This window comes from Hamadaea sp. NPDC051192 (genome assembly GCF_040682475.1).
GTDB classification, from domain to species: domain Bacteria; phylum Actinomycetota; class Actinomycetes; order Mycobacteriales; family Micromonosporaceae; genus Hamadaea; species Hamadaea flava.
The window spans coordinates 1-11501 of sequence record NZ_JBFBAZ010000197.1 but is presented as its reverse complement, the minus strand read 5'-3'; the positions used below and the strand labels follow the sequence as shown (position 1 = coordinate 11501).

General features: G+C 71.0%; 11 protein-coding genes. 6 read left to right on the top strand and 5 right to left on the bottom strand.

Translation table 11 applies throughout. The features are described 5' to 3' along the window. Positions 1–327 precede the first annotated feature (327 nt). Entirely contained in the window at positions 328–2001 is a 1674-nt protein-coding gene (locus tag AB0M47_RS39680) for a DivIVA domain-containing protein (RefSeq protein ID WP_363423434.1), read from the bottom strand. A gap of 241 nt (positions 2002–2242) precedes the next feature. Here AB0M47_RS39680 and AB0M47_RS39675 point away from each other — a divergent pair, with 241 nt between their 5' ends. Further along, on the top strand, positions 2243–3385 hold the full coding sequence (locus tag AB0M47_RS39675) for a hypothetical protein (RefSeq protein ID WP_363423432.1): 1143 nt from the start codon (positions 2243–2245) through the stop codon (positions 3383–3385). On the opposite strand, the gene AB0M47_RS39670 is transcribed toward AB0M47_RS39675, so the two are convergent. Next, positions 3360–4217 carry a hypothetical protein gene (locus AB0M47_RS39670; protein ID WP_363423430.1) on the bottom strand — a complete coding sequence of 286 codons (858 nt, stop codon included), beginning with the start codon at positions 4215–4217 and terminating at the stop codon, positions 3360–3362. The two genes, AB0M47_RS39675 and AB0M47_RS39670, sit on opposite strands and share 26 nt — an antisense overlap. Next, positions 4214–4663, bottom strand: a complete 450-nt coding sequence (locus tag AB0M47_RS39665; protein ID WP_363423428.1) for an oxidoreductase — start codon at positions 4661–4663, stop codon at positions 4214–4216. Before AB0M47_RS39665 ends, AB0M47_RS39670 begins: the two co-directional genes overlap by 4 nt. Positions 4664–4830: 167 nt before the next feature. Here AB0M47_RS39665 and AB0M47_RS39660 point away from each other — a divergent pair, with 167 nt between their 5' ends. After that, positions 4831–5367, top strand: coding sequence for a DUF308 domain-containing protein (locus AB0M47_RS39660; RefSeq protein WP_363423426.1), 537 nt, complete (start codon positions 4831–4833; stop codon positions 5365–5367). A 286-nt stretch (positions 5368–5653) separates the two neighbouring features. On the opposite strand, the gene AB0M47_RS39655 is transcribed toward AB0M47_RS39660, so the two are convergent. Beyond that, complete coding sequence (locus AB0M47_RS39655) at positions 5654–7186, bottom strand: MFS transporter (protein WP_363423424.1); 1533 nt, start codon at positions 7184–7186, stop codon at positions 5654–5656. Positions 7187–7240: 54 nt separating this feature from the next. Here AB0M47_RS39655 and AB0M47_RS39650 point away from each other — a divergent pair, with 54 nt between their 5' ends. The 4 genes from AB0M47_RS39650 to lexA all read left to right on the top strand — a co-directional run bounded on the left by AB0M47_RS39650 (position 7241) and on the right by lexA (position 10558). Then, entirely contained in the window at positions 7241–7960 is a 720-nt protein-coding gene (locus tag AB0M47_RS39650) for a TetR/AcrR family transcriptional regulator C-terminal domain-containing protein (RefSeq protein WP_363423422.1), read from the top strand. Positions 7961–8024: 64 nt separating this feature from the next. Beyond that, a complete protein-coding gene (locus AB0M47_RS39645) occupies positions 8025–8744 on the top strand; it encodes a Clp protease N-terminal domain-containing protein (protein ID WP_363423435.1) in 720 nt (239 codons plus the stop codon). A 165-nt stretch (positions 8745–8909) separates the two neighbouring features. Beyond that, entirely contained in the window at positions 8910–9845 is a 936-nt protein-coding gene (locus AB0M47_RS39640; protein ID WP_363423420.1) for a 5,10-methylenetetrahydrofolate reductase, read from the top strand. 65 nt (positions 9846–9910) lie between these two features. After that, entirely contained in the window at positions 9911–10558 is a 648-nt protein-coding gene (lexA, locus tag AB0M47_RS39635; RefSeq protein ID WP_363423418.1) for a transcriptional repressor LexA, read from the top strand. A 3-nt stretch (positions 10559–10561) separates the two neighbouring features. Here lexA and AB0M47_RS39630 read toward each other — a convergent pair whose 3' ends face one another. Beyond that, positions 10562–11422 (bottom strand): septum formation family protein, encoded by an 861-nt coding sequence (locus AB0M47_RS39630; RefSeq protein WP_363423416.1) that lies wholly within the window; start codon positions 11420–11422, stop codon positions 10562–10564. Positions 11423–11501: the final 79 nt, after the last annotated feature.

The window sequence follows — 11501 nt, the reverse complement described above, 5'->3', positions numbered from 1 at the left end:
GGACGGCCTCGGCCGCAGAGCGGCACCACGCCATCGCGGGGCGGCACCACGCCATCGCGGGGCGGCCCGCGCACCACCGGAACGCTGTGCACCTATCAGAGGCCGCGTTAGGTACGTGGCGTTCCGGAGATCGCGGCGCAAGCCCGCAGCACCCGCGGCGCGAGCCAAGAGGCACCCGCGGCGCGAGCCAGAGGCATCCGCAGCGCGAGCCCACAGCGGCTGCGACGTGAGCGGGCGGGCGCACGCCGCCCGCGAACGCGCGGGGCACAGCGAAGCGGGCGCGCCCCGAGGTTCGGGGGCGCGCCCGCGGGCGCTCGGCGTACGAGGTTATTCGGCGGCGACGTGCGGCTGGAGTCCGCGCTGCGTCGGGATGAGCCGGCCCAGCTCGTCGCGATTCGGCCCGTCCTCGTCGGCGGGCAGGTCGTCGTCGGCCAGCTCGGCGTCGACCGTCTCTTCCAGATCCTCAGCCTCGTCCACCAGCGCCTCGATGACGGCGGCGGACTCCCGGAGGTCGGCGAGTTCGTCAGTACGCGCAGGGTCGTCCCGGCGCGGCAGCTCCGGCCGGGGCGCGCCCTCGGGCACGACCGCTACGGCGTCGGCAGCCTGCGGTTCGGCGGCGCGTCGGCCGGCGGTGAACCCGTCGAAGGCGTCGCGGTCGAACAGCAACCGGTCCCGGCCGTTGCGTTCGGCCGCAGCCGGAGCGTGGTTGCCGTTGCGCTCGGAGAACAAACTCGACTCCGGTACGCGCGGCCGCTCCATCGCCCGCTGCTCGGCTCCGCCGGGGACGCGTACGTGCTCCTCGGGGCTGCTCTGCACGCGCGGGTGCTCCTCGGTCGGCGCGTACGCCGCGGCGGCCGGCGAAACGGGCGACTCCGCCAGGGGCTCAGCGACCGGTGCGGGCGTGTCGACCGGTGCGGGCGTGTCGACCGGAATCGTGGTGCCGTCGGGCCGCATCGCGACCATCTGGTACTCGCCGGTCTCGGCGCTCATCGCGGCGGCGGCCATGACCGCCTGCGCGGCGCGGTCGGCCATCCGCTTGGCCTCTCGCTGCAAGCGCGCCCGCACCTCTTCGGCGTGCCGCTCGGTGGCGTCCGCCTCGCGGCGGGCGTCGTTGAGCCGGTTCAGCTCGCTGGACAGCTCCTGCTTCACCTCGACCAAGCGGCGCTGCAACTCGGTCAGCTCGTTCGCGGCGACCGAGCCCTGCTGACGCGCCTCGCCCAGGCGCTGCTGGGCGTTGTCCAGCGCGGCTTGGAGCTGGGCCAGGCCCTGCTGGCGTACCTCGATCTCCTGTTGCACGGCGGCGAGCTGCTGCTGGTGCGCGGCGTTCTGCTCGCCCGCCTTTCGGCGCAGCTCAGACGCGTACTGCTGGGCTTCGGCCTGCAGGCCGGCGTTCTTCTGTTCAGTCTCGTTGCGCAGCCGGGCCAGGTCGGCCTCATGCGCCGTACGCGTCTCGGTCAGCTCCTGCTGAGTCTGCGCGCGGGCGGCCTCGATCTCCTGCTGCAGTTCCTTACGCGCCTGCTCGGCCTCTTCGAGGCTGTTCTCGCGGGTCTGCTGCGCGTCCTGGTCGGCCTGTTCCCGCGCCGCCTGGGCGTCGGACCGGATCTTGTCGGCCAGTTCTCGCGCGTCGGCCACCGTCTTGTCGGCCTCGGCCTGGTGATCGGTGGCGCGCTGGGCTGCCGCGTTGACGATCGCCTCGGCCTGCTTCTCGGCGAGTCCGATGATCTGGTCGACCATCGTGCCGAGGTGACCGAACGAGGCGCGCTCGAGCTGCTGCGGCCGCTGGTGCAGCTCGCTCAGTTCAACCCGAGCCTGCTGCAGCTGGTTGTTCAACCGCTGGACCTGGTCGAAGGCGCGCTGCCGCTCGGTGGACAGGGTAGCGAGGTCGCCGGCGACCTGTTCGACGTAATAGTCGACCTGGCGCTTGTCGTACCCGCGCATGACCTGCGCGAACGACGGACGGGACGGCCCGTCGCCTCGGTACGACTCCTCGTTCTGGGACATTGCGCGCCACCCTCCCAAACGGCCACGAGCCCGCCGTGGGGTCGTCGGTGGGCTCGGCGACGGACTATACCGCCCGCCTGCGGTTGCGCAACGTTACCGCCGACCGGCGGGACGCCAGCACCCCCCACCCGGACATCATCTCCGCGACTTTCGCGCCCGGCCGCAGGATCGCGTTTCGCTGCGTTGCCGACTGGACAACGTGGCACACGCCGATCCGCGTACCCCTCGTAGGATGCCTGAGGTGCGCAGACTCGCCCTCCTCCTCTGTCTGTCCCTCGCCGGATGCGGCTCGGCCGACCCCGCCACGACGTGGGTCGAGTCGAGCGGTTCGCCGTCGCCCGGCGCGGTGACCGCGACCTCGGCGGCGGCCTCGCCGTCGCCGTCGAAGCCGGTCGCCGCGTTCACCGCGGGTAATCCGAAGGGGACGGCCAAGGTGCCCGCCGAGGCGAAAGCGGTCGACACCGGCAAACCCGATCGGGTGATCGGCAACGGCACCGCGGCGAGCTGCACCTCTGAGGCGGTGGTCGCGGCCGTGGCCAAGGGTGGCGTCATCACCTTCTCCTGCGGCCCCGCGCCGGTCACGATCACCATGAAGAGCACCGCAAGGGTACGCAACACGAGCGCGAAGGTGGTGCTCGACGGCGGCGGCCTGGTGACCCTCAGCGGTGGTGGCAAGCGCCGCATCCTCTATATGAACACCTGCGACAAGTCGCTGGTGTGGACCACGTCGCACTGCAATGACCAGGCCTCGCCGCAGCTGACCGTGCAGAACCTGACCTTCGCCGACGGCAACTCCACTGGGGACGCGACGGAGGGCGGCGGCGGAGGTGCGATGTTCGTCCGCGGCGGCCGGGTGAAGGTGGTCAGCTCTCGCTTCCTGCGGAACAAATGCGACACCACGGGACCGGACCTGGGTGGGGCCGCGCTCCGGGTGCTCGACCAGTACCAGGACAAGCCCGTCTACATCGTGAGCAGCACCTTCGGCGGCGCGTCCGGGCAGGGCGGCGTCTGCTCGAACGGTGGCGCGCTGAGCAGCATCGGCGTGTCCTGGGTCGTGCTCAACAGCCTGCTCACGCACAACCGCGCGATCGGCAAGGGCGCCAACCCGGCCCGCCCCGGTACGCCCGGCGGCGGCAGCGGCGGCGCGATCTACACCGACGGCGATCGGTTCACGGTGACCATCGCGGGCAGCATCGTGCAGGACAATCGGGCCGCCGAAGGCGGTGGAGCCGTGTTCTTCGTCAGCAACGACCGCACCGGGACGATGACGATCGAGAACTCGACGTTGCGCCGCAATAAGAGCGACGGGTTCGAGACCTACCCCGGGATCTTCTTCCTCGGCGCCAAGCCGCCCACGATCATCGGTCCGAAGCCCGCACGCTGACGTCGGTGAGCCCACGCGCGGCCAGCCGGGCGTCGCGGTCGGCCTGCTGGAGCCGCTTCCGGGCGGCCTGCACCGCGCGGTCGGCCTCGGCCCGTCCCTCGTACGCCTCATCGAGCCGCTGCCGGAGTTCGTCCACTGTGTCCCGTGCGGTGCGGAGGAGGCCTTCGGCATCGGCCAGCTCTTCCTCGGCCCGCTTCCGGGCGGCCTCAGCCGCCGCTTGCAGTCGTTTCTCCGCCTTGCGTTCGGTACGCTCCACCGCCGTCTCCGGCTTCGCGGACTCCCCCGCGGCGGCCGCTGCCTTGGAACGCGGCTTGCCCGCCGGAGCGCCCTGCGTACTGGTGTCGACTGCGTTGTCGGTCGGGACCGCGCTGAGCAGGCTGGTGAAGCCGATCCGGGACAGCCCTTCGGACAGCTGCCCGGCGAGCAGTTCGTCGGCGGCGGCCGGATCGGCCAGTGCGGATCGCAGGGTCTGCTCCAGCCCGCGTTCGGTCGCGTCGGCCACCGGGCGGTCGGCGAGTTCGTGCGCCTGGCGTACCAGGTCGGCGACCACTTCGTGCTGCCGGGTGGACAGCCGCCGGAGCTGCTCGCCGTCGAGCCGCGCGGTGGCCGCACGCAGCTGATCGCCGAGGTCGACGAGCTGCTCGACGGCTTCCCGCCGCTGCCGGACGAGCTGGTTGGCCAGCCAGGCGACCGCGTTCGGCTTGCGCAGCTTGGCGAGCCGGGCGGCCAGCATCTTGTCGCCGGCCGCCTTCGCGTCGCGGGCCGCCGCGTCCCGGGCGGCGGTGAACTCCGCCTGCGGCAGGCCGTAGAGGTCGTCGGCCGGGTCGGTCACGCCTGCCGACCGTCCCAGGACCAGCGCGGCATCGGCGCCCCGGCCGGGACTTCCGCGTCGCGGCTCATGTGGTCCATGACGTCGTCGACGGCCCACCGCATGTACGCCGAGAGCGCGCCCCGGAACTCGGGATCGTCCGGCAGCCCGGCGTCGTCCATCGCCTGGACGAAGCACGCGTAGAACCGCTCCCCCATCTCGGTGGGAGCCTCGTTGCCGCAATGGATTCCGAGCATCTGGGCCTGCCCGCCGAACGGGGTGAACCCCGCCGGGCCGCCGAGCACCTCGGCCCAGTACGCCGCCAGCCGCTCGACGTGCTGCGGATGACCGGGATGGGAGAAGGGGTGGTTGAGCACGGGGTCGTCGAGACACCGCTGATGGTGAGCGGCGGCCAGTGCCAGGATCGCGGGGCCGCCGCCGGCGTACTCGTAGAGGGAGGGCCGGGCCATGCCTGCGACTATTCCACTCCGACCGTGCCGTAGGTGGGATCTCCTGCAAGATCAAACATGCGCGGCTGAACGGCGTCCACCGGACGAGCACCGATTAACGTCGAACCCATCGGTCGCTTGCGGACATTTCCCACCTTCGCGGCGGCTTCGCCCCGTACCGTCGATCTATGACGATGACGCAGGTCAGCGGCTGGCGCAGCGCCACCCCCGCCGGAGCGGTCACCTCGATCGTGCTGGGCCTGGTGCTGCTGGTCTGGCCCGGCCAGACGCTGGAGGTCTTCGGCTGGCTGCTCGCGATCGCCCTGTTCCTGCTCGGGCTCGCCCGGATCCTCACCGGCGTCACCGGGCATCGGACTGGTCGCGCCCGGGTGTGGCGGATCGTCACCGGCCTGATCTACCTCATCGCCGGGGTGGTCGTGGCGGCCAACCTGCCCGCCTCGATCCGGACGATCGTCGTGCTCGTCGGCATCGGATGGATCGTCGCCGGGGCGGCCGAGATCGTGGCGGCCTTCCAGAATCCGCCCGGCGAGCGGTCGGTGGCCATCGTCATCGGCCTGATGAACGCGTTCTTCGGCCTGATCCTGCTGGTCTTTCCCTCGCCGAGTCTCGTCTTCATCGTCTGGATCGCGGCGATCTGGCTCATCCTCACCGGTGTCCTCCAGCTCGCCTTCGCCTGGTGGCTGTCCCGCTCCGCCCCCCGCTAACCTGCGCCGTCGCTCCCCCGGCCCCGCCCTCGGACCCGGCCCGCTCCCCCGGCCCCGCCCTCGGACCCGGCCCGCGCCCCCGGCCCCGCCCCGCCTCCCCCCGCGCCCCCGGCCCGGTCCGGCCCGCGCCCCGGCCCCGGCCCGGCCCCGGCCCTGGCCGTTGATCATGGAGTTTCCAGTCATGACACACCGGCGAAACCACAGTTAACTCCATGATCAACGGGGAGAGACGGGGGCGGCGGGCGGGAGAGGCGGGGGGAAGCGGGGCGCGGGGAGGGGCGGGGGGTTAGGGGGTGGTGCTTTCGGCGTACTCGATGGGTTGCGGGGTGGCGGGGGCCGGGCGGAGCTTGGGTAGCAGGACGGCCGCGAGCACCGCGGCGGCCAGCGAGAAGCCGACGGCGGCCCACGAGCCGAACGACATGGCCTTGATGAAGGCGTCGCGGGCGATGGCCGCGAGCCCGGCGTCGTTGAGCGAGAGCGCGCCTGCGAGTGATTCGCGCGCCACCGCCGGCGCCTCGTCGGGCATCCGCGAGGTGTAGACGCCGGCCAGGACGCTGCCGAGGACCGCGACCGACAACGCCATGCCGACCTGCTGGACGGTGTCGTTGAGGGCTGAGCCGACGCCGGCGTGCTGCTGCGGGACCGCACCGAGAAGCGTCGCGTACGCCGCCGGCCCGGCGAGGCCGCCGCCGACGCCCATGATCATGAGCCCGGTGATGAGCGCGCCGTAGCTGCTGGACGCGTCGAGGAAGGCGATGACCACGAAGCCCACGGAGATGACGACCAGGCCGACCATGATGAGCACCTTGTTGCTGACCTTCTGCCCCAGGGCCGCCCCGACCGCGTTGAACAGCGCGGCGGCGACGGCATAAGGCAGCAACGCCAGTCCGGCCTTGATCGGCGTGTAGTCGTGCACGAGCTGGAGGTACTGGGTGAGCATGAGCAGCAACGCGCCGGTGCCGAAGGACAGCAGCACGATCGAGAAGCTCGCGCCGCTGAACCGGCGGTCGCGGAACAGTTCCAGCGGCAGCATCGGCGACGCGCTGCGGGTCTCCCAGAACACGAACGCGCCCAGCCCCAGCACCGCGAGGGCGACGGCGACCAGCACTCTGGGTTCCGACCAGCCGTCGGCCGGCCCGGCGATGATGGCGTACACGAGGGCGCTCATGCCCACTGTGGACAGCACGACGCCGGCCGGGTCCAGCTTGCGGGCGGGGCCGCGCGACTCCGGCATGAGCAGCACCGCCGCGAGGATGGCGACCGCGGCGACGGGCACGTTGAGCAGGAAGATCGAGCCCCACCAGTAGTGGTCGAGGAGGAACCCGCCGACGGTCGGGCCGGCGATGACGCCCAGCATCGCGACCGCGCTCCAGGCGGCGAACGCCTTGCGGCGCTCCTGTTCGTCGAAGACCGTGATGAGGATCGAGAGCGTGCTCGGCATCAGCAGCGCGCCGCCCACTCCCATCAGCGCGCGTACGCCGATCAACTGCCACGGCTCGGTGACGAGCACGGCCAGCGTCGACGCGCCACCGAACAGGGCGAGCCCGAGCAGCAGCAGCCTGCGGCGGCCGAACCGGTCGGACAGCGAACCCGAGGTCAGCAGAAGCCCGGCGAATACCAGGATGTACGCGTCCAGCACCCACTGGATGTCGGCGGGGGTCGCCTTCAGATCGGTCATCAGCGCCGGGATGGCGAGGTTGAGCACGGTGTTGTCGACGACCAGAACCAGCAGGCTGAGGCAGAGGACCGCCAATATCCACCAGCGTCGCGGGTCCCGCTCGGCCGGGGCAGCCGTCTCTCGTACAGTGTTCGAGTCCATTCGCACACTGTACGACCGACTCGCACAGTGTGCGAGACCGATTATGCTTAAGTCATGCAGACTCCGGTGACCTCGGTATGGACGCGCGAGAAGCGGCCGGCCAAGTCCTCGAACCTCGACCGCGCCCAGATCGTCCGGGAGACCCTCGCCCTGCTGGACGAGGAGGGACTCGACGCGTTGAGCATGCGGCGCCTCGCCGCCCGGCTCGGGTCCGGCGCGACCAGCGTCTACTGGCACGTGGCGAACAAGGACGAGCTGCTCGAACTCGTGCTCGACGAGGTCTACGGAGAGTTCACCGTCCCGGTCGGCGACGACCTGCGCTGGCGCGACGTGGTCCAGCGGTACGCGTACTCCATGTGGGACACGCTCATCCGGCATCCGTGGGCCGTCCCCCTCATCGGCACGCGCCCCGCCATCGGGCCGAACGCGCTGCGTTCGATGAGCCGGGTCACCAGCACCCTGACCGGAGCCGGGTTCGTCCGCTCGAACATCGACTTCGCCTGGGCGGCGGTCTTCTCCTACGTGCTCGGCACCGTCACCTCCGAGGTCGCGTACCGGGCGATGGTCGCGAAGTCGGGCGGCGACCCGCAGGCCCTGCAGCTCAAGATGCGGCCGCTGCTCGTCGAGGCCGCGGCCGACCATCCCGAGCTGATCGACCGCTACGACTCCTACAAAGCCGAGGACCCGGCGGTTGCGCGGGCGCTCAGCTTCGACTTCGGGCTGATCAGCCTGCTCGACGGGCTGACGCTCCGGCTGGAGCGCCAAGAGCGTTGACAGCGGTCACCATAGGGGTACAGTGGGGTTATAACCCCACTCTAACCCCAGAGGAGCGGTCGTGATGCCGAAGATCAACGTCTACCTCTCCGACGAACTGGCCGACGCGGTGAAGCAGGCCAACCTGCCGATCTCCACGATCTGCCAGCGCGCCTTGGAGCAGGCGGTCCGGCGGGTCACCGCCATGCACGAGTCCCTGCACGACGAGGTGGACCTGGAGGCGAACGTCCAGTTCAGCCGGTTCACCAAGCGGGCGCAGACGATCGTCTCGCTGGCCGTCGACGACGCGCGGGCGGACAACCGTCCCGCCACGACGGCCGATCTGCTGGCCGCCATCGTCGACGAGAACGAGAACCTGGCGTTGCGCGTACTGCGGTCGATGGACATCGAGCCCCAGGAGCTGAGCGCCGCCCTCGCCGCCCGCCACGCGCGGCCAGCCGAGCCGTCCGACCAGCGGTACGAGGACGCCCTCAAGGAAACCCTACGCCTGGCGGTCACCGAGGCCATGGGGCTCGGGCACAACTACGTCGGCTCCGAACACCTGCTGCTCGGCTTGATCGCGGAACCTGCCGGCTCCGCGGGCCACCAGCTCCGCAGCGCGGGCGCCGACCTGCGGCTGACCCGTCGCGCGGTCGCGGCCGTGCTGGCCGGCTGGGCCGCGCGCAACGAGTCCGCGGCCACCCCCACCGCCGACGTGGTCACCGCCTTGACCTCGGCGGTACGCGAACAGCTGATCCCGATCACGGAACGCCTCGACCGCCTAGAACAGCGCCTCACCCCCTAACCCCCTCCCCCCTGACCCCTCCCTCCCCGCCCACCCACCCCTCCCCTCCCCGCCACCCCCCCTTCTTCGCGTTGATCATGGAGTTAACTGCGGTGTCGACGGCGTGTCGCGGCCGGAAACTCTATGATCAACGGCCGCGGTTGGGCGGCGCGATAGGGTCGGCGGATGTCGCGCGATCTACCCCGTCCGCCGCTGCCGGAGTTGCTGGCCGACGGCCAGGCCGGAGCGCTGCTGTTCGGCATCACTCCGCCACGCAGCAGCGCGACTCCCGAGCAGATCAGTGAGATCGCAGCGGTGACGACCGCCCGGCTGGCCGAGCTCGACGTCGACGGGCTGGTCCTCTACGACATCGACGACGAGAGCGACCGGAATCCGACCGAGCGGCCGTTCCCGTACCTGCCGACGATGGATCCCGCCGCGTTCCACGCCGAGCATCTGACCGGCTGGGATCGTCCGGTCGTGATCTACCGCTGCGTCGGCAAGTACGCCGAGGACGAGTTGCGGGGCTGGCTGGCCGACGCCGATCCGCAGCGCGTACTCGGGGTGTTCGTGGGCGCGTCGTCCAGCCAGAAGGCGGTCCGCACCGGGCTGCCGCAGGCGCAGAAGCTTCGCCGGGAGGTCCGGCCCGAGCTGCTGCTGGGCGGCGTCGCCATCACCGAGCGCTACGTCGGCGGCCGCGACGAGCACCACCGGCTGCTGGCCAAGCAGGCCGACGGCTGCACCTTCTTCATCTCGCAGGTCGTCTACGACGTGGACTCGACCAAGAGCATGGTGTCCGACTACTTCTACGCCTGCGCCGAGCAGGGTGTCGCGCCCCGACCGCTGCTGTTCACCCTGTCCGTCTGCGGATCGCTGAAGACGCTGGCCTTCTTGAAGTGGCTGGGCGTCGGCATCCCGCGATGGCTGGAGAACTCGTTGCGGCACGCGCCCGATCCCCTCGCGGAGTCCTACCGGCACTGCGTCGCGGCCGCCCGGGAGCTGAGCGAGTTCTGCCGGCGGCTCGGCATGCCGTACGGGTTCAATGTGGAGAGCGTGTCGATCCGCAAGGTCGAGATCGAGGCGTCCGTCGCGCTCGCCGCCGAGGTGCGTACGCTGCTCTGACCGACGCCGGCCCTGATCCGGCGCGGCAACGCCCGCCCGGCGGGCGGATACGCCATGATCATGGGGTGGTTCTGGCGGAAGACATCGACACCTCCATCCTCACCCCGCGACAGCGCGGCATTCTCGGCGTGATCCGGGACTGGGTGGTCCGGCACGGCTATCCGCCGACCGCGCGTGAGATCGCCGACCGCGTCGGGCTCAGCTCGACGTCCACGGTCGCGAAGCACCTGCGCGACCTGGAGGACCGCGGGTATCTGCGACGCGGCCGTGCGGCCACCCGACCCGTCGACGTCCGGATGTTCCTGCAGCCCACCGGGTCCGACGCGCCCGACGCGTCGCCTCCGGCGATGGTGCCGCTGCTCGGCGCGATCGCCGCGGGCGGCCCGATCCTCGCCGAGGAACACCCCGAGGAGATCCTCGCGCTGCCCCGCGAGCTGGTCGGCCGGGGCACGCTGTTCTGCCTCCGGGTCCGCGGGGAGTCCATGATCGACGCGGCGATCTGCGACGGCGACATCGTGGTGGTACGCCAGCAGCCCGACGCGTACAGCGGAGACATCGTCGCCGCGATGATCGACGGCGAGGCGACCGTGAAGGTCTATCGCAGGCGGGGCGGCCATGTGCTGCTGGAACCCCGCAATCCGGCGTACGAGGTGATCGACGGCGACGAGGCGGTCATCCTCGGCAAGGTCGTCTCCGTGATGCGGCGGGTCTGACCCTCACTTGTAGCGCGGCACCGCCGTCTTGCGGCCCTTGGCCGAACCGGCCATCTTGGCGTTCCGCAGCCAGAGGAAGCACCGTACGCCCTTGCGCCCGGCGGCGAAGTTCTCCGACGCCGTCCCCGCGACGTCGAGGTACCGGTCTTCGGCCTGCGAGTAGGACACTCCGAGGTACTTCGCGACCAGGCCCATGCATCGGTCGTGCAGCGCCTGCCAGTCGTCCTTGGACACTGGGGGCTGCGTCGCGGTCGCCACGAAGGAGCCGACGTACTCCGTGTTGTGCGCGCCAGCGCAGGTGACCTCGGTCAGGTAGGCGGTGCTGCCGCTGACCTTCGTCTGGTAGCAGCCCATGCGGACCGCCGTCTCCGCCTTGAGGGCCGCGTCACGCTTCGAATAGGTCTCGTCCTCGTACGAGGTCGGTTGCAGCAGGTCGCAGCCGTACCAGCGGGCGCCACCCAGCCACGCCTCCGCCGTCGGCAGGATCAGCCGAAGCTCCAGCAGGAAGTCGAGCCACGAGGAGCCGAGGAGTTGATCGGCCCGCCCCGAGCACTCCGTGTACGCACCCGCCAGCGCCGGGTTCGTCGCCAGCGGCAGGGACTTCTCGTTCGCGATCGCGCCCGACAACTGTCCTACATAGATCGTCTCCGACACGTGAGACTCGGTGCAGTCGACGACGGCGTAGTCCTTTCGGGAGGCGTTCTCCGCGACCGTTCCGGTGTGGCAGCCGGGTTCCGGGACGAACGGCGCGGCCGACGGCATCGAGCGCCAGTCGTCGGCGAGATCGCCGTCGCCCACCGTGTCGCAGCCGGCCAGCGCCGCCGCCAACGCCATCGCGACCATCACCGCGGCGCTCTTCCTCATCCGACCATTGTGGATCAACGGCTGCCCCGCTGGATCAGGGTTCCGGGTCGAATCTTGCTTCATGATTCGACCCGGAACC

Excerpts from the sequence above, each read along its gene's own strand:
- AB0M47_RS39660 (WP_363423426.1), top strand. The coding sequence starts at position 4,831 with ATGACGATGACGCAGGTCAGCGGCTGGCGCAGCGCCACCCCCGCCGGA.
- AB0M47_RS39650 (WP_363423422.1), top strand. The coding sequence starts at position 7,241 with ATGCAGACTCCGGTGACCTCGGTATGGACGCGCGAGAAGCGGCCGGCC.
- AB0M47_RS39680 (WP_363423434.1), bottom strand. The coding sequence starts at position 2,001 with ATGTCCCAGAACGAGGAGTCGTACCGAGGCGACGGGCCGTCCCGTCCG.
- AB0M47_RS39655 (WP_363423424.1), bottom strand. The coding sequence starts at position 7,186 with ATGGACTCGAACACTGTACGAGAGACGGCTGCCCCGGCCGAGCGGGAC.
- AB0M47_RS39630 (WP_363423416.1), bottom strand. The coding sequence starts at position 11,422 with ATGAGGAAGAGCGCCGCGGTGATGGTCGCGATGGCGTTGGCGGCGGCG.
- AB0M47_RS39645 (WP_363423435.1), top strand. The coding sequence starts at position 8,025 with ATGCCGAAGATCAACGTCTACCTCTCCGACGAACTGGCCGACGCGGTG.
- AB0M47_RS39665 (WP_363423428.1), bottom strand. The coding sequence starts at position 4,663 with ATGGCCCGGCCCTCCCTCTACGAGTACGCCGGCGGCGGCCCCGCGATC.
- AB0M47_RS39640 (WP_363423420.1), top strand. The coding sequence starts at position 8,910 with ATGTCGCGCGATCTACCCCGTCCGCCGCTGCCGGAGTTGCTGGCCGAC.